The sequence below is a fragment of the Nocardia jiangxiensis NBRC 101359 genome, assembly GCF_000308615.1.
GTDB lineage: Bacteria > Actinomycetota > Actinomycetes > Mycobacteriales > Mycobacteriaceae > Nocardia > Nocardia jiangxiensis.
Genome location: NZ_BAGB01000035.1, coordinates 24,946 through 41,586, shown reverse-complemented (window position 1 = coordinate 41,586; position 16,641 = coordinate 24,946). Strand labels below are relative to the sequence as shown.

Below are 16,641 nucleotides of genomic sequence, written 5' to 3'. Positions count from 1 at the left end.
AGAACTGACAGTCCACACGAGGAAACAGACGATGAAGATACTCGCGAAAGAACTGCTCGAACGGGCACAGCACAGCCCGGATCGGATCGCGGTCGTCGACGAGCTCGGCGACCATACCCTCGGTGAGATCGTCGCAGCGGCAACGACTCTGGCCGCCCGCATCGAGGCGATCGATCCGGGCGCCCCGACGGTACTCGTGCAGGCGGACAACACCTGGCACACCGTGGCCGCCGCGCTCGCGGTCGGCATGCGGGGCGGGGTCGTCGCGGTGCTGAGCCCGCACGCGGCCGACTCCGAGTTCCGGCTCGCCGTGGCCGATATCGCGCCGGATCTGGTGTTCGCCGAGCCCGAGCCGCTGGATCGGTGGGACGTGCCCGCCGACTTCTCCCTCCGGGAGACCGCTTTCGCCGGTCGCGTGGTGTGCGCCCGGCCGGGGCCGTTCGGACCGGTGGAACGCTGGCGCGGCGGGACGGCGATCGCGATGACCTCGGGATCCACCGGCCGCCCCAAATGCGTCGTGCAGTCCGAGGAAGCTATCCGCTACGCCTGCGCACGCACGATCGAGGTCGTGGGCATGCGGCCCGGCGACGCCGTCGGAGCGTTCGTTCCGCTGTCGTCGGTGGCCGCGTTCTGCTTCGGCATGTATCTGCCCGCTTACCTGGGCGGGAGCATGGTGACGATCGACAAATGGTCCCCGGCCGCGGCGTTGCGCGCGATGGCGGCCCATCGCGTCGCCTGGACGATGCTGGTCCCGACCATGGCCCTGCAGCTGTCGCTGGTCGACAATTCCCCGGGCACGCTGGCGCTGCGAGCGATGACCGTGGGCGGCGGCCCGATGAACGAGAGCGCCATGGCCGCGGCGGAGAACCGCCTCGGCACCACCTTCCTACGGGTGTTCGGCATGTCCGAATGCCTCGGCCACACCACGCCGCGGATCGACGACCCGCCCGCGATCCGCCTCGGCCGCGACGGTCGCCCGTTCGAGGGCACCGTGGTCCGCGCGGTCGATGGCGCGGGGAACATCCTGGGCCCGGGTGAGGTCGGCGATGCCCAGGTGAAGGGACCGTCGTTGTTCGTGGGTTACGCCCGGGAGGGGGTTCCGGTACCGCCGGAACTCACACCCGACGGATTTCTGCCCACCGGCGATCTGGTCGAGGTGGCCGACGACGGCTCGATCCGCGTACTGGGCCGGCAGAAGCAGATCATCATCCGCGGTGGCCGCAACATCGACATCAACGAGATGGAGGCAGCGATCGCGGGCCTGCCCGCGGTCGTCCAGGTGTGCGTCGTCGCGGTGCCCGACGATCTGCTCGGTGAGCGCGCGGCCGCGCTGGTCGTCACCGATGGTCCGCCGCTGACGTTGGACAGCGTCACCCTGCAGCTCGCGGCCGCGGACGTGCCCAAGTTCAAGTGGCCGGAATATCTGTTCACCGTGCCGGATCTACCACAGAACCGGGTCGGCAAGCTGGACCGGCCCGAGGCCGTTCGCCTGGCGACCCGCTTGACAACCTCGACTGACTCGAGTTCACCTCAGGTGAGGTAATGTCGATCCGGCTATATATACAAGACGCATGGGGGTATTTCACTGATGGTCGCTGATACCGAAGCTCGCCGCGAGAGCGCGCGTTCCAAGCGCAGTCATATCCTCCGCACGGCCATCGAGAAATTCGGGCAGGTCGGCTACGAGCAGACCAAGTGGGCATCGGTCGCCGGTGAGGTCGGCATCGGCCAGACCGCGCTGTATCACTACTTCGAGTCCAAGGCGCATTGCCTGCTCACGATCATGCGCCTCGAACTGGCCGATTCCGTCGACCGCTTCGTCGCCGCCACCGAGAATCAGGACGACCCCGAGCAGGCGCTGCGCGCAGCGGTCGCCGGAGCCCTGGCGGGCACACCGACCGACGCCCTGCAACGGCGGATCCTGCAGAGCCACATGGATCTGCTCACCGCCCCGCGCCAGTCCGAGAAGGAGGAGGCCGAACGGCTGCGCTCCCGGGAGCTGGTACAGGAGATCGAACAGAACTGGGCCGGGCTGGTGTCGCGCGGCATGGACGCCGGCGTGTTCATCGACGGAGATCCGCGTCTGCTCGGGCAGTTGCTCCTCGGCATGATCGTCAGCATCTGGCGCTGGTACCGGCCCCAGGGCGATCTGAGCCTGGCCGAGATCACCGAGACGATCAGCACCTCGGCCGTCCGGCTTCTGGTCAAGTAAATCCGAGGCACATCCGGACCGAGTTCGGCATGCCCGCAGAAACCAAACAGAATTCAATTAGGAGAATCGTGTACAACCTCATCGTTCTGGCATCCCGCCCCAGTGATTGGTCGCACGAGCAGTTCATCGAATGGTGGCGCGGCGAACATGCCGAGGTCACCTACCCCATTCCCGGACTGCTGCGCTGGCAGCAGACCGAATTGCTCGAGTCGATGGACGAGAAGTCCGCGGGTTGGGATGGGCTGTCGATCCTGAGCTTCGAATCCCGCGAGGCGCTCGACGCCGCGCTGGCGAGTCCGCAATGGCAGGCAGCGGTGCGGCACGTCGGCGCCATGCGGGGGCGGCGGATGATCTGGTTCGGCGACGAGCGGACGATGGTGCCGCTCACCGAAACCGCCGCGTGAGTACGCACTGGGCGGAACCCTGGTGTTACCCGATAACCGAAGGTATCCATCGCATTCCGCTGCAAATGCCACAGGACGGACTGCGTGCGATCAACGTGTACGTGCTGGAAACCGATACCGGCCTCGCATTGATCGACGGGGGCTGGCACCGGCCGGACACCTACCGTGAACTCGCCACCGGGCTCGCTCGAATCGGCCGTTCCCCCAATCAGATCCACGATGTGTTCGTCACGCACGTGCATCGCGATCATTACACCTTCGCCGTCGAGTTGCGTCGCAGGCACGGGTGCCGGGTCCATCTGGGCGCCGAGGAATCTCCCGGCCTCGAGGCCATCCACCGGCTCGGCACCAACGAGCCCGAGAACGCCCTGCACGAGTTGCGCCGCGCGGGCGCAGGCGATCTCGCCACCCGCGCCCGGGCCGGCAGCTTGGCCGAGCCTTTCGATCCACAGGACTGGGAGCCACCCGACCACTGGTTGCGGCCGGGCACCGTCGAACTGTCCGGGTACCGTCTGCACGCCCAGGCAACTCCCGGTCATACCAAGGGCCACATGGTTTTTCGGGACCTCGATCGAAATCTGATGTTCACCGGCGACCACGTGCTGCCGACGATCACCCCCTCGATCGGGTTCGAACTCGGCCCGTGGGAACTGCCGTTGGACAACTTCCTGCGCTCACTGACGCTGCTGAGCGACGACGACGCACCGGTGATGCTGCCCGCCCACGGCCTGCCCGGCGGGAGCGTCGGCCGCCGAGCGCGCGCACTACTCGCTCACCACGAACATCGGTTCACTCAGATCCTCGCCGTCGTCGGCGAACTGGCGCCGTGCACCGGAGCGGTCGTGGCGCGGGCACTGACCTGGACGCGGCACGACCGCCGGTTCGACACCCTGGGCACCTTCGACCAGATGTTCGCCACCTGTGAGACGCTCGCGCATCTCGACGTGCTGGTCGCTCGAAATGTGTTGACCGCGAAGGACAACGACGGTGTGGACGTCTTCGGCATTGCTCGCTGAAGACGTCCACACCGTCGTTTCCGGACCCGCTCTACACGCAGGTCCACCCACCGTCGACGTAGAGTTCGGTGCCGGTGATGAAGGTCGAATCGTCGCCGGCCAGGAAGGCGACCGCCGCAGCGACCTCCTCGGCTCGGCCGAGCCGGCCCATCGGGGTGTGCTCGAGCATCGCGCGGTGCCGGTCACTGCCCTCGTATCGGTCGAGCAGCTGGCGCGTCTGGATGAATGCCGGGTGGATCGAATTGACCCGCACGCCCTTGGTCGCCCAGTGCAGGGCCGCATTCTTGGTCATCGTCCGGACCGCGCCCTTGGCCGCCGCATACGCCAGACTGTTGCCCAGTCCGCCCACGGTGCCCAGGATCGAGCAGAGGTTGACGATCGACCCCCCGCCGGTGCGCTCGATGAGCGCACCGGCGTGCTTCATACCCAGCCAGGTACCGGTCTGACTGATCGCGATCACCTTGTTGTACCGCTCGAGATCTTCGTCCACCACCGTGGCCAGGCTGCCGATGGCGCCGTTGGCGACGAGCGCATCCAGGCCCGAGAAGCGCTCGGCGATCACCTCGACCGCATTGCGCCACTGCTGCTCGTCGCTGATATCCAGCTCGAGCACATGGTGTCGTTCGGGATTCGGGATGTCCGCCGCCACCCGCGCACACGCCTCGGCATCGAGATCCGTGAGCACGAGCACGGCGCCCTCGTCTGCCAGCCGCCGCGCGATCTCCACGCCGATGCCGCCGGAGGATCCCGTCAGCAGGACCACCTTGTCGCGCAATCTCGCACTACCGGCCGTCATATCCATCTCTCCACTTCCGGCTTTCGCCACCTGGTCCGAATCACAGATTGCTCAACACGTTCCGGCCGCCCACGAGCATCGCCGCCGCCACGCCCACGGTCGTGACCGCGGTCATCAGCAGCGCCATCGCGGCCACGAGTGGATAGGAGCCGTTCTCCCACAGATCGAACAGCAGGGTGCCCATCACCTGGGTGGTCGATGCGCGCACCAGCAGCGAGGCGGCGAACTCGTGCGTGAGCAGGATGAACATCAGCGCGACGGCGCTCAGGATGGTCGGGCGCATCAGCGGGAGCATCACCCGGATGTTCGTGACCATCGGTGAGGCTCCGCTGGTCGCCGACGCCTCGCTGTAGGTGTTGCCCAGCGAGAGCAGCGCGGTCATCTGCATCCGGATCGCGTAGGGCAGCATCAGGACGATGTAGACCAGGATGATGACCGCGCGGGTCCCGTACAGGATCAGCGGCGGCTCGGTGTAGGTCAGCAGGAATCCCACACCGAAGATCACCGCCGGAATACCCATCGGCAGCACGGCGATGAGGTCGGCGATCAGTGCCAGGATCCGGAATCGCCTGCCGCGCACCAGCAATGTGGCCACCGCGTAACCGATGGGAATGCATATCGCCACGGCGACCAGCGAGGTGACGACGCTGGTCACCACCGAGTCCACGATCGCCTGGTTCGAGGCGAGACTCCGGAAGTTCGCGAGGGTCAGGATGTGCGGGGACAGCGAGCCCGACCAGTACGGCGTCAACGAGACGACGACCAGCCCGAGCAGCGGGATGACCAAGGCCAGCAGGGCGTAGATCACCATGGTGACCGAGGCCCAGGCCGAGCGTCCCGGCGGCGCCGAGAATGCCTTGCCGCCGTGGGTGACGAACCGAGTCTGGTTGCCCAGCAACCCTTTCTGGACCAGCACCACCGCGAGCCCGAAGAGCACCAGGGGCGAACCCGCGGCCGCGGCCGCGGCGAAATCCGACGGTGACTCCGATACCCGGCTGTACATTTCGGTGGTCAGCACCTTCACACCCTTGTTCTGCCCGAGCAGCAGCGGCCCGGTGAACTGGCCCAGGCCCAGCAGCAGGGCGATGCCGCCGCCGTAGACCAGCGACGGGCGCAGCAGCGGAAGCACGACCCGGAAGAACACGCCGACGGTCGAGGACCCGCTGATCTGAGCCGCCTCGAGATGTTCGGCATTGATGCTCTGCATGCCGGCACTGACGAACAGGTAGACGAACGAGGTCAGACCGAAACCGGTGAGGATGACGATCCAGGGCACGGTGTACACGTCGACCGGTCCGGTGTCCGAGCCGCTCCACCAGGGCAGGTGGCGCAGCAATACGTTGAGATAACCCGGCCCGGGGGACAGCAGGAACGTCCAGCCGACGATATTGGCGACCGCGGGCATCACGATCGGCAGGATCGGCACGATGCGTAGGAACGACAGGCGGGCGGGCAGCCGGCTCGCGGCGAAGGCGAGCAGGGTCCCGAGGACCATCGCGATCACCAGCGATCCGACGGCCAGCACGATCGTGGTCCGGATCGTGTCGCCGATGTCGTATCGGCCGTACTGACTCCGGTAGCCGTGCGCTCCGTCCTGGAATGCCAGCGCCTGCAACCGGATCATCGGCACGACGACCAGATAGGCGAGAACCGCGAGCAGGGCCAGGTATCCGATCCGGGACCGCCACTGCGCCGGAATCGCGAAAGGTCTTGCGGCGGTGATGCTCAGCGAGGTCATCAGGGGTGTCCTTGCGCGCTCACGGGTACCTCCACGGGTACCGCTGGGTCGAGATCGTCTGCCGGAGGGAAGATCCGGAGGCTCGCGGGCGAGAAGCTGACCACCACCGCAGCGCCGGGGCGGCTGTTGCGCAGCGCCGGACCGTGTGTCGCGGCATCCGCTCGCAGCAGGAGTTGCTCGCTGCCGGTCGCCACCGTCACGTCGAAATAGCGGCCGCCGTATTCGTAGGTGACCAGTTCCGCGTTCAGCACGACGTTGCCCAGCGGCACGTCCTGGGCCGAGGCATGTAACAGCACGTCGTCGGGACGCAGTCGCGCGACCGCCGCCGAGCCCCGATCGGCCGAGCCCTGGACCAGCGCATGCGTGAGGTCGATGGCGTCTCCCGCCGACGTGCGCCAGCCGTCGTGATCACGGTGCAGTTCGAGACGGTTGGCCATGCCGATGAAGGCCGCGACATACTCCGACACCGGATTCTGGAAGACCCGCTCGGGTGCGTCGTATTGTTCGATCCTGCCGGACTTCATGATCGCGAGCCGATCGCCGAGCGCGAACGCCTCGGCCTGGTCGTGGGTCACGAATACCGCGGTGAAGCCCAATCTCTGGTGCAGCTGATGGATCTGGGTGCGCACCTGGTCGCGCAGTCTGGCGTCGAGGTTGCTCAACGGTTCGTCGAACAGCACCAGGTCCGGTTGCGCGACCAGACCGCGCGCGACGGCCACCCGCTGCTGCTGCCCGCCACTGAGCTGGGAGGGATAGCGATCGAGCAGGGCGCCGCAGTCCACCATCTGCGCGGCGGCCTCGACCGCCCCCTCGGCGACCGCCTGTTTGCGCCCCCGCACCTTCAGCGGATAGCGGATGTTGTTCCGGACCGTCATGTGCGGCCACAGCGCGTACGACTGGAACACCATCCCGATATTGCGTTTGTGCGGGGGCACATTCGTGCGCGCCCGTCCGTCGAAGACGACGCGGTCCTTGAACGTGATCGATCCGCCCTGCGGCGTTTCCAATCCCGCCAGGCAGCGCAGCGTCGTCGTCTTTCCGCATCCGCTCGGACCGAGCAGGACCAGGAACTCTCCCTCCTCGATCTCGAGGTCGAGTTGATCGACCACGACGTTGGATCCGTAGGTCTTGGTGAGCCCGGCGACGGTGAATTGCGACATCGGCTCATACCTCCTGAGGCTGTCGCTTGGGGGTGTAGACGCCCGCGGCGGTACCGCCGTCGATGAGCAGGTCCACGCCGGTGATGTAGGCGCTGTCGACGCCGGCCAGGAACGCGATCACCTTGGCCACCTCCTCGGCCGAACCCCGGCGCTGCATCGGGATGCTGCGCACATAGGCCTGCACGTCGTCGGATTCGAAGCCCGGACCCGCGGTGATCTCGGTTTCGATGCTGCCGGGGCACACCGAGTTGACCCGGATACCACGGCCCGCCAGCTCCAGGGCCGCGACCTTCGTCAGCGCACGGACGCCGAACTTGGCGGCGCCGTAGGCGCCCAGCTCGGCGGTGGCCAGCACGCCGCGCAGCGACGAGATGGTGACCACCGCGCCGCCCTCGCGCATGGCAGACGCGGCGGTCCGCAAGGCCAGGAAGGTGCCGACCAGATGCTGATCGAGGATCGTGCGGAACTGCGCCAGTGTGGTGTGCTCGAGCGGGGCCTTCAGCGCCGAACCGGCGCAGTTGACCAGCACCTGGAGCGGGTGGTCCGCCCATTCCATCTCGGAAACGACTGCCTGCCAATCGGATTCGGCGGTGACATCGAGTCTGCGATAGTGCGCGCCGGGCCCGAGCCGGCGGGCTCGTTCGCGCCCTGCGGCATCGTCGACATCGGTGAGGTAGACCGTCGCGCCACGTCCGGCGAACAGTTCCGCCGTCGCGCCGCCGATCCCGCCGGATGCCCCGGTCACCAGCACATTGACGCCGCGTAGCGGCTCGGCTGTCTCGTCCATCTGCTGTCCTTCGTCAAGGGGGGAGTGGTTGGGGTTGCGCGGGCGATCAGCCCTGGAAGCGCTTCGACCAAGCCTGGGAATACTGCGAAACTTTGTCCGGCGTCAGGTTGGCCGTATTCGGCGCGGGAAGGTCCTGGGCTCGGGCGACCGCACCGGGAATGTCCGGCAGGACCGCGGCGTAGCCGGAATTGAGCGCGACCTGTCCGTCGCGGGTGACCATGAAATCGGCCAGTACCTGCGCGGCGTTCGGATGCGGCGCCACCTTCGTGACGTGGCTGTACCAAGGGGTTCCGAAAGGCGACTGCGGCAGAACCCAATTCACCGGCGCGCCCGCGGCCACCTCGGTGGTCAGCGGTTGCACGGAAGGGGTGACGGAGATTTCGCCGGACGTGAGTGCCTGCGCGATGCCGAGGGCGCTCGGATACACCCGTGGCGCGAGCTCGGCGAGCCGCTTCCAGTAGTCCGCGCCGTAGGTCTTCTCGTAGTACTGATACATATCGACGTACGCGGCGATACCGGTGGGGTTGGTGATGCCGATCTTGCCCCGGTACTTCGGATCGAGAATGTCGTGCGGATCCTTCAGCCCGCCCGGGACGGCCGCGGTGTTCCAGCCGAGCGCGAAGACCGCGGCGCTGGTGAGCGCGAAGCGGTTGTGTAACAGGCTGGTTTGCGGCCGGTACTCGGGAGCGTGCAGGTCGGGACCTACGAGATCGGACGAATAGGTGCCGGACTGCGCGGCGGCCTGCACCCAGCCCATGTCGGTCAACATATGCACATCTGCTATGCCTTTTCCGGTCTTGTTCTCGGTCTCCACCCGCGGATTGATATCGGCATCGGTCCCGCGCACGTACTCCATGTGGATCTGCGGATACTTCGCCTCGAATGCCCGTTTCAGGGCGTCCAGATTGGCCGGCTTCTGGCTGGAATAGAGCACCACTTTGCCCTCGTGTTCCGCGGCAGTGACTACGTCCGACCAGCTACCTGATACCGGCTTCGTCGTCCCGGAAGCCCCACCGCAGGCGCTCAGGCCCGCGACGGCGGCGAAGACCGCGCCGATGGCCACGGCCTTCGACAGGGTCCTGATGATGCGATGCGTTTGCTGAAAGGTCACCGAATCCACCTAACTGAACTGATGTCAGTTTGAGAAACTAAGCCAGAGGGCCTTGTGGTGTCAATCACTCTGTGGCAATAATGTGAATTGAATCCAGTTCAAGGAGGATCTCATGGCCACACTGTCGGCTCCGCTACGGATCGGCGCATTGCGCCTGGCCAACCGCCTGGTAGCCACCGCACACGGATCCGGCGCCGTCGCAGGTGGTCTGGCGCAGCCGGGAGACGACGAGTACTGGCGCCGCTGCGCGGCCGGCGGCGCGGCGATGGTGATCGCGGGCGGAACGGTGGTGAGCCCGGAATCGACCAACCGGATCGGCAACACCACCGAGGCGTGGCGGCCCGAAGCCCTCCCCGGGCTGCGCAGGCGCGCCGCGGCAATCGCCCAGGAGGGGGCGATACCGGTCTGTCAGCTGGTGCATCTCGGGCGCGAGACGCTGGGCGCGGAGATCTGGGGGCATCCGATCGGGCCGTCGGCCATCCGGTCCCCACGCGAACCGGTGCGTGCGCGCACGATGACCGAGGCCGATATCGACCGGGTCGTGGACGATTTCGTGGTGAGCGCACGGCACGCCGCCGAAGCGGGCTTCGCCGCGGTGGAACTGCATGCCGCGCACGGCTACCTGCTCGCGCAGTTCCTGTCCGCGGCCTCCAACCGCCGCGCCGATGCCGACACGATCGCCGGCCGGGTCCGCATACTGCACCGGCTGCACGCGGCGATCACCGATGACTGCGCGGATCTCGTTCTCGGCGTGCGGGTTTCGATCGACGGCGCCGAAGAGGCCGGCCTGGACATCGATGCGTTGTGCGAACTGCTGCCGCTGCTGGAGATGTTCGACTACCTCAATGTGACCGCGGGCGTTCGCACCACCTACGTCCGCGACATGGCCACCGACGTGCCGCCGCTGCTGACCCACGGAGCCCGCCTGCGGGCCGCGACGACGCGACCGCTGCTGGTCTCGCAGGCGTTCCGGTCCCGCGGCGACATCGAATCGGCGTTGGACGCCGGCGCCGATCTCGTGGGCATGGCGCGTCCGTTCATCGCCGATCCGCAGATCGCCGAGAAGCTGCTCCGCGGTGACGATGCCGCGATCCGCCCGTGCGTCTCCTGCAACGAGGACTGCCGCACTTTCACCCCGGCGTTGCTGTGCTCGGTCAATCCCGACCTGGGCCCCGGCGGCTCGGGTGACCGTCCGGCGACGCCGCTGCGGCTCGGCCGACGACCCGGGCCAGGCAATCGCGTGGCGATCATCGGTGCCGGACCCGCGGGGCTGGAGGCCGCGCTGCGATTGGCGCCCACGCACGATGTGACGCTGTTCGAGGCCGGCGCCCACATCGGCGGGCAGCTGCGGACCGCCGCGCAGGCGCCCCACCGTGAGGGGTGGGCCCGATTGCTCCGGTTCTATCAGGACAACATCGGCGCTGCGACGCTGAAGCTCGAGCACTCCGCGCGCCCGGCGGATCTGGACGGCTTCGGCGAGATCATCATCGCCACCGGCGCGACGGAGATGTCGACGGAGGGTGCGTTCTCCGCCACCGAGGTCATCCTGGACCGGGACCGGATCGGGCCGCGGAGCCGGGTGGTCGTCGCCGACGACGGCTTCGGGTACTGGGCGACCGTCGGCGCGGTCGAGTCGGCGCTGGCGGCCGGCGCGGCCGAGGTCACGGTGCTCGTTCCCGGGCCCGCATTCGCGTCGTCGATTCCCGCGGAGAGCCGGGTCCAGCTGCGCAAGCGGCTGGCGGGCCACCCGGTAACCTTCGTTGTCGAGGCTGCGCCTGTCGCGGTGACCCCCGCGCCGGATGCCACCGCGCAGACAATGCTGACCTACCGAAACATTCTGTCCGGCAGCACTTCTGAGCTGAGCTGCGACCGATTCATCGCAGTCGGCGAGCGGGTCGCCCGAGACTGGCAGCCGTTCGTGCAGGAGTTGCCGTACGCCCGCGTTCAGGTGATCGGCGATGCTGCCGTGCCGCGTCGCGTCGCGCACGCCATCGCCGAGGGATACGCCGCCGCTGAAACGATCACCTCGAGCCCGCACACGATCACCGCGGTATGACATGAAAGCCCCAGGACGCGATGGGCTTCCGTCGAGCGCTCGACGTCTGCTGCATCATTTCCCGGCTCGCGCACGCGCGGTGGATGCTTCTGTCCGGCGGTAGCAGCCCCGTCGGAACTCCCGAACTGGGTTTGCCCGAATCGAAGTCGGCGCCGCCGGGCCAGCGAGCCGACTCCTATCTCCCCTGAACAGGTCCGGCCGGTTCGCCGACCGTCGACCATCCCCGGCGTCCCACGCCGGACTACACCTCCCCGGCAGCGAAGCCGAGGAGTCCGATGAGAGGAAACACCGATGAGGAAAATCGCTGCTACGTGCGCGCTGGTAGCCGGAGCCGTCAGCATCGCGGGAACCGCGCAGGCCGCCCCGGCGCCGAATGCGATCCACTACAAGACGACCGCCACACCGACGGGCACCGTCATCACCACCGACGCGGGAACCCTGAACGCCGACAACGGCGTATTCACGATCAAGAGCCCCACCGGAACCGTGCTCGCCGGATCCACCCTGTCGTTCCGGGTGGACGATTTCGTCTTCCCGATCGCCGCGAAGATCAGCGGCCACACCGCCACGCTCACACCCCAGTTCGACCTCGCACACGCCACCTACCGGCCCGTCGCCCTGCCGTACGAGGACTCCGCGCCCTGGAAGACCCCGTACGACCGCGAACAGGCTGCATGGAACCGGATGGCCAGCACCATCACCACCGGCGCGACCGTCGGAACCATGGTCGGCGGCCTGAGCGGCGCGGCAGTCGGCTGCGTGCTCGGCGGCATCGCCGGTGCCACCGTCGCCGCCGCGACCATCGTCGGCATGTTCGGCCCGTTCATTCCCGCGGCCGCGGTCGGCTGCCTCGGCGGCATCGTGGCCGTCGGCGCACTGGGCACCGCCGTCGGGCAACTCCTGGTGACCGCTCCGCTCGCGATCATGGCCGCGGTGCAGTACTTCACCACCATCAACGAACCCGCACCCGCCCCGGCCCCGGCCAAGTAACCCCGCAATCGGCCCGGAGCGTTCGGGTTTCGAGGGTCTTCACGACCAGATGCCGAGCGCTCTGCGGTCGGGCCGCGGGCGGTGCGGCGATGTCACATCGCGCACGCCACCACCGGGGACGCGCCGTCGCTCGGACGACTACCTCGAGCCCGCGCTCGAACACCGCCGCATGAAGCGAAAGAACAAGATGCACAAGATATTCCGAACTGCCGTCGTAGTGGTGGCAGCCGCGCTCGCCCTGGCGGGCTGCGGAAGTTCCGCCAAGGTCTCCCAGCCGGTCTCGGGCTCCTGGGCCGATATCGTGGCAGCGGCGAACAAAGAGCGTTCGGTGACGCTGTACTCCACTCAGGCTCAGGCGGTTCTCGACAACCTGAAGAAGGCGTTCGAATCCGCCTACCCCGACATCAAACTGACGGTGGTGCGCGGCATCGACTCCGAACTGCTACCCCGGATCGGTGCGGAGCAGAAGACCCACCGCGGCATCGGAGACGTCGCGGTGACCACGGACGAGGCATGGATCCACGCGAACGAGAACTCCGATACCGCGGTCGCGGTGCACGGCCCGAGCTTCGACGACCCGGCATATCGTCGGCGGGAGGCCATCATCGGCGGCAAGTTCTTCACCGAGAGTGCCATCCTGTTCGGTTTCGGCTGGAACACCACCCTGTATCCCAAGGGCATCAACTCCGCGGAGGATCTGCTGGATCCGGCCCTGCGCGGCAAGGTCGGCATCGTCACCCCGGCGACTTCCCCGACCTACATCGACTACTACGATTTCATCGAAAAGCATTACGGCGGCCGCGATTTCCTGCAGAAGCTGGCCGCGAACAAGCCGCGCATCTACCCCAGCACCCAGCCGCTGAGCCAGGCCATGGCCTCGGGTGAGATCACCGCCGCACTGATGTGCAATCCGATGCTGCCCGAGCGCGCGGCCGGCGCCCCGGTCGGCTGGAATGCGGGCAAGTACACCTGGGGCGCGAAGTGGTACGGACTCACCCTGGGCACCGCACCGCACCCGAACGCGGCCCAGGTCCTGGCCGATTTCATGGTCACCAAGGCCGGACAGCAGGCGACCTCGCCGGGCTACGGATCCGCACTGCCCGGCATCGACGGCGCACTGGCAGTCGCCCAGGATGTGCCCGCACAAAATCTCGAGGTCACCGTCGGCACCGGCGCCGAGAAGTTCCGCAACGACTGGGAGTCCATCTTCCGCTGAACGCGCCGGGCAACAGCACGAACGAGGAAAGAGAGACGATGACCGCAGATCAGTTCGAGGGAAAAATCGCCGTGGTGACCGGCGCGGGATCGGGGATCGGCGCGGCGACCGCGCGGCTGCTCGCCCAGCGTGGCGCCGCGGCGGTGTACCTGTGCGATATCAATGCCGATGCCGCCGCACGGAATGCGGCCGGGATCGGCGTCGGCCATCCCGTCGGGCTCGACGTCGCCGACTCGGCCCGGGTGCGCGAGATGTTCGATACGGCCGTCGCCGAGCAGGGCCGGGTGGATGTGGTGGTGCACGCGGCCGGCGTCGACGATCCCAAGAGCAAGCAGTGGATATACGAGGCCGCCGAGCGCAACGAGCCCGTGGACGTGCTGACCCGGTTGGACGACGCCGACTGGCGCCGGGTGATGACGATCAATCTCGACGGCACCTTCTTCCTGCTGCGTGAGGCGGTACGGGTCATGCGGGGAACCGGTGGCGGAGCGATCGTCACCGTGGGTTCTTCCTCGGCCTTCGACACCCTGACCGGATATCCGCACTATTCCGCGTCGAAGGCCGGTGTGCACGCGCTGAGTCAGGCGGTCGCGAAAGAGGTTGCGCCCCTGGGAATTCGGGTCAACACCGTAGCGCCAGGACCGGTCGACACCGGGATGGCCGCGCGCACACCGGCGCATCTGCGGGCAGCGATGAACGACGGTCCCACCCGCGGCTACGCGACTGCCGAGGAACTGGCCGACAACATCTTGTACCTCGCCTCTGCGGGTGCGGCGAACGTCGTCGGCGCGGTGCTGCTGAGCAATGGCGGGCGGTTCACCGTCTGATTCTCGACTCCGGGCCACGGCCGACATCAGATATGTCATACCGCGAGCTGCGTTGCGCGGCAGCGGTTTCGATCAGGGAGCAACAATGCAGGTAATTCGGACCGACGTACTCGTCATCGGCGCCGGTATGGCCGGACTCACGGCCGCGACCCGGTCACTGGACCGGGGCAGTTCGGTCGTGGTGGTCGAGAAGGCAGCGGCCGTCGGCGGTTCGGCGCGGTACGCCGGATACGCGTGGACGGCGCCGACGCACGAGGTGATGGACGAGGTCAACCCCGACGGTGACCCGGCCCTGCGCCGGGCGCTCGTGGACGGGTTCGCAGATGCGATCGCCTGGATTCGCTCGCTTGGTGTCGAATGCGCCGACGCCGTGCCGATCCTGCGGTACGGCACCGGTCACCAGTTCGACACCAACCAGTACATCGACGAATGCCGACGGCGAGTCAGCGCCCACGGTGAACTGTTCACCGAGACCGAAACCCTGGCACTGCTCGGCCACAACGGAGTCGTCACCGGTGCGCACCTGCGCCTGCCGGACGGAACCGAACTCGAAATCGAAACTACCACAACGATTCTCGCCACCGGCGGGTTCCAGGCCGATCCCGGACTGGCCTGCGAGCACATCCATCCGAACGCGGGCGTGATGCAGCTGCGTTCGAATCCGGCCAGCTCCGGGACCGGCTTGCGACTGGCCGAAGCCGTCGGCGCCGCAACCGGTGAACCCCGGTCCGGGTTCTACGGCCACCTCGTTCCGGCCGACGTTCCGTTCCGCGACTCCGGCGATTTCGTCGCACTGTCGCTGTACTACAGCGAGCATGCCCTGCTGTTCAACCTCGACAATCGCCGATTCACCGATGAGACGATGGGCGATCACCTCACCGCGATGCGACTGCTCGACCAGCCGGAGTCACGCGGATTACTCGTCGCCGACGAACGTGTGTATCGCGATTGGGTTCTCGGCAGCTACGTCGAGGGCGCCATCGCCGTCGACAAGTTCGACCTCGCCCAGCGCCGCGGCGGCCGGTGTGGAATGGCCGAGAGCCTGGAGGATTTCGCCTACCTGCCACCGGAGTGGGGTTACGACGGTGCGGCGATCGCGGCCGAGATCCGCGCCGTGAACGCGGCCGGCACGGCGGTGCAACCCGCACGCGTGCACGACTCGGCACCCCTGGACCGGGGACCTTATTACGTGATCGAAACCCGTCCGGCGCTGACCTTTCCGTTCCACGGGATCCGCATCGACGAGTACGGCCGGGTGCTCGCCGCAGCCGGCGGCATCGTGGATGGCTTGTATGCGGCGGGATCCGATATCGGCGGTCTCTACGGCCATGCCTACGCCGGCGGTATCGCACCCGCACTGGTCTTCGGCCTGGCTGCCGCCGACACCGCGGCCACTCACCGGCGCCGGACGCCGACTCCCCAGCCCGCGTAGCGCCGCTGCCCGGCGATCGGAGCCGACGTCGCGCCAGGGGACTGGATGATGTGGTCGGCATTCCGATCCCGGCCTCTCGACAAGATACGATTCCTTGAACTAAATTCAATTCATGAGCTACGTAATCGAGAAGTACTACGCGACGATCGACAGCGGCAGGTTGCGGGACGCGACTGCTCTGCTGGCCGAGGACGTCGAGTTCGCCATGGTCCTGCCCGCGGGCGTGAACCGCGACCGCGGCCGGGAGGCGATGTTCGCCTATCTGAGCGGCCGGCCGGCGGTGGACCGCAGGCACGTGCTGCTGCGCGTGGCCGCCGAGGGCGATATGCAGTTCGCGCACGGCGCGGTTACCGAGAACGGGTCCGTGACCACCGGCTGGTTCGTCGCCGCGATGCATGTCGACGCCGACGGCCGTATCGACCGCTATCAGGTCTCGTTCAGCGCGGATTTCGCGCTGCTACCAGTGCAGTCCTCGCGTGAGGAGGCGCGGCGATGACGGCGACTGTTCCGGTGCTCACTCGCTGGTTCACCTATATGGATTCCGACGACCCGGATCGCGTACTCGGCATGATCGCCGAAGATTTCGCGATGTCCGTGCAGTTCTCCAAGGGCGCTGGGCAGAGCGCCGAATTCGTCGGCGATCGCGACGGCCTGGTCGCCTACCTGGCACAGCGGGAGAAGAGCACGCTGACCCACCACATCGATGTCGGTGCGGTGATCGGCGAGTACGAGCTGGTTGTCGGTCGCACGACCCGAGCCGGTGCGTTCGAAGCATCCTTCAACGCGACCGCACAGCTCAACGCCGCGGGCGCTGTTCGCCGCTTGCTCATCGCTCGGACGCCCGAGGTCGCTTTCACACAGTGATTCGCACGCCTACGTGCGGACGAGAAGGGACC

The 16,641-nt window shown here is 67.4% G+C and carries 16 protein-coding genes; 11 read left to right on the top strand and 5 right to left on the bottom strand.

Annotation, left to right across the window (positions count from 1 at the left end; all coding sequences use genetic code 11):
- Positions 1-31: 31 nt before the first annotated feature.
- The 4 genes from ON40_RS11890 (at position 32) to ON40_RS11875 (ending at position 3,632) form a co-directional block, all read left to right on the top strand.
- On the top strand, positions 32-1,543 hold the full coding sequence (locus ON40_RS11890) for a class I adenylate-forming enzyme family protein (RefSeq protein WP_040821799.1): 1,512 nt from the start codon (positions 32-34) through the stop codon (positions 1,541-1,543).
- 45 nt (positions 1,544-1,588) lie between these two features.
- Entirely contained in the window at positions 1,589-2,212 is a 624-nt protein-coding gene (locus ON40_RS11885) for a TetR/AcrR family transcriptional regulator (protein WP_040821797.1), read from the top strand.
- 68 nt (positions 2,213-2,280) lie between these two features.
- Positions 2,281-2,616 (top strand): EthD family reductase, encoded by a 336-nt coding sequence (locus ON40_RS11880; protein WP_040821796.1) that lies wholly within the window; start codon positions 2,281-2,283, stop codon positions 2,614-2,616.
- A gap of 65 nt (positions 2,617-2,681) precedes the next feature.
- Positions 2,682-3,632, top strand: a complete 951-nt coding sequence (locus ON40_RS11875; RefSeq protein WP_051193003.1) for an MBL fold metallo-hydrolase — start codon at positions 2,682-2,684, stop codon at positions 3,630-3,632.
- Between the two features lie 31 nt (positions 3,633-3,663).
- Here the strand turns inward: ON40_RS11875 and ON40_RS11870 are convergent, their stop codons facing one another.
- The 5 genes from ON40_RS11870 to ON40_RS11850 are packed head-to-tail and all read right to left on the bottom strand — an operon-like array spanning position 3,664 to position 9,224.
- Complete coding sequence (locus tag ON40_RS11870) at positions 3,664-4,428, bottom strand: SDR family NAD(P)-dependent oxidoreductase (protein ID WP_040821846.1); 765 nt, start codon at positions 4,426-4,428, stop codon at positions 3,664-3,666.
- A 40-nt stretch (positions 4,429-4,468) separates the two neighbouring features.
- Positions 4,469-6,166 (bottom strand): ABC transporter permease, encoded by a 1,698-nt coding sequence (locus tag ON40_RS11865; RefSeq protein WP_040821792.1) that lies wholly within the window; start codon positions 6,164-6,166, stop codon positions 4,469-4,471.
- Positions 6,166-7,326 carry an ABC transporter ATP-binding protein gene (locus ON40_RS11860; protein WP_040821791.1) on the bottom strand — a complete coding sequence of 387 codons (1,161 nt, stop codon included), beginning with the start codon at positions 7,324-7,326 and terminating at the stop codon, positions 6,166-6,168. The genes ON40_RS11865 and ON40_RS11860 overlap by 1 nt, the downstream gene beginning before the upstream one ends.
- Before the next feature lie 4 nt (positions 7,327-7,330).
- Positions 7,331-8,113: an SDR family NAD(P)-dependent oxidoreductase gene (locus ON40_RS11855; protein ID WP_040821789.1), complete on the bottom strand. Its 783-nt coding sequence runs from the start codon at positions 8,111-8,113 to the stop codon at positions 7,331-7,333.
- Positions 8,114-8,159: 46 nt separating this feature from the next.
- The gene (locus ON40_RS11850; RefSeq protein ID WP_373281893.1) at positions 8,160-9,224 is read right to left on the bottom strand and encodes an ABC transporter substrate-binding protein; all 1,065 of its coding nucleotides are present in this window, start codon (positions 9,222-9,224) and stop codon (positions 8,160-8,162) included.
- Positions 9,225-9,336: 112 nt separating this feature from the next.
- Between ON40_RS11850 and ON40_RS11845 the strand changes: the two genes are divergently transcribed.
- The 7 genes from ON40_RS11845 to ON40_RS11815 all read left to right on the top strand — a co-directional run bounded on the left by ON40_RS11845 (position 9,337) and on the right by ON40_RS11815 (position 16,609).
- Positions 9,337-11,280, top strand: a complete 1,944-nt coding sequence (locus tag ON40_RS11845; RefSeq protein ID WP_040821787.1) for an oxidoreductase — start codon at positions 9,337-9,339, stop codon at positions 11,278-11,280.
- A gap of 291 nt (positions 11,281-11,571) precedes the next feature.
- Positions 11,572-12,270 (top strand): DUF8020 domain-containing protein, encoded by a 699-nt coding sequence (locus ON40_RS11840; RefSeq protein WP_040821785.1) that lies wholly within the window; start codon positions 11,572-11,574, stop codon positions 12,268-12,270.
- A gap of 169 nt (positions 12,271-12,439) precedes the next feature.
- The gene (locus tag ON40_RS11835; RefSeq protein ID WP_245567766.1) at positions 12,440-13,486 is read left to right on the top strand and encodes an ABC transporter substrate-binding protein; all 1,047 of its coding nucleotides are present in this window, start codon (positions 12,440-12,442) and stop codon (positions 13,484-13,486) included.
- Positions 13,487-13,524: 38 nt separating this feature from the next.
- Complete coding sequence (locus ON40_RS11830; protein ID WP_040821784.1) at positions 13,525-14,313, top strand: SDR family NAD(P)-dependent oxidoreductase; 789 nt, start codon at positions 13,525-13,527, stop codon at positions 14,311-14,313.
- Between the two features lie 85 nt (positions 14,314-14,398).
- Positions 14,399-15,745, top strand: a complete 1,347-nt coding sequence (locus tag ON40_RS11825; RefSeq protein WP_040821782.1) for an FAD-binding protein — start codon at positions 14,399-14,401, stop codon at positions 15,743-15,745.
- A 112-nt stretch (positions 15,746-15,857) separates the two neighbouring features.
- Positions 15,858-16,241, top strand: coding sequence for a nuclear transport factor 2 family protein (locus tag ON40_RS11820; RefSeq protein WP_040821781.1), 384 nt, complete (start codon positions 15,858-15,860; stop codon positions 16,239-16,241).
- A complete protein-coding gene (locus ON40_RS11815; protein ID WP_040821779.1) occupies positions 16,238-16,609 on the top strand; it encodes a hypothetical protein in 372 nt (123 codons plus the stop codon). The genes ON40_RS11820 and ON40_RS11815 overlap by 4 nt, the downstream gene beginning before the upstream one ends.
- Positions 16,610-16,641 lie beyond the last annotated feature (32 nt).

Bases quoted from the DNA above. Each gene is read 5' to 3' on its own strand.
- ON40_RS11845 (WP_040821787.1), top strand. From the start codon at position 9,337: ATGGCCACACTGTCGGCTCCGCTACGGATCGGCGCATTGCGCCTGGCC.
- ON40_RS11875 (WP_051193003.1), top strand. From the start codon at position 2,682: ATGCCACAGGACGGACTGCGTGCGATCAACGTGTACGTGCTGGAAACC.
- ON40_RS11885 (WP_040821797.1), top strand. From the start codon at position 1,589: ATGGTCGCTGATACCGAAGCTCGCCGCGAGAGCGCGCGTTCCAAGCGC.
- ON40_RS11855 (WP_040821789.1), bottom strand. From the start codon at position 8,113: ATGGACGAGACAGCCGAGCCGCTACGCGGCGTCAATGTGCTGGTGACC.
- ON40_RS11860 (WP_040821791.1), bottom strand. From the start codon at position 7,326: ATGTCGCAATTCACCGTCGCCGGGCTCACCAAGACCTACGGATCCAAC.
- ON40_RS11865 (WP_040821792.1), bottom strand. From the start codon at position 6,166: ATGACCTCGCTGAGCATCACCGCCGCAAGACCTTTCGCGATTCCGGCG.
- ON40_RS11890 (WP_040821799.1), top strand. From the start codon at position 32: ATGAAGATACTCGCGAAAGAACTGCTCGAACGGGCACAGCACAGCCCG.
- ON40_RS11820 (WP_040821781.1), top strand. From the start codon at position 15,858: ATGAGCTACGTAATCGAGAAGTACTACGCGACGATCGACAGCGGCAGG.
- ON40_RS11870 (WP_040821846.1), bottom strand. From the start codon at position 4,428: ATGACGGCCGGTAGTGCGAGATTGCGCGACAAGGTGGTCCTGCTGACG.
- ON40_RS11835 (WP_245567766.1), top strand. From the start codon at position 12,440: ATGAAGCGAAAGAACAAGATGCACAAGATATTCCGAACTGCCGTCGTA.
- ON40_RS11815 (WP_040821779.1), top strand. From the start codon at position 16,238: ATGACGGCGACTGTTCCGGTGCTCACTCGCTGGTTCACCTATATGGAT.
- ON40_RS11840 (WP_040821785.1), top strand. From the start codon at position 11,572: ATGAGGAAAATCGCTGCTACGTGCGCGCTGGTAGCCGGAGCCGTCAGC.
- ON40_RS11830 (WP_040821784.1), top strand. From the start codon at position 13,525: ATGACCGCAGATCAGTTCGAGGGAAAAATCGCCGTGGTGACCGGCGCG.
- ON40_RS11825 (WP_040821782.1), top strand. From the start codon at position 14,399: ATGCAGGTAATTCGGACCGACGTACTCGTCATCGGCGCCGGTATGGCC.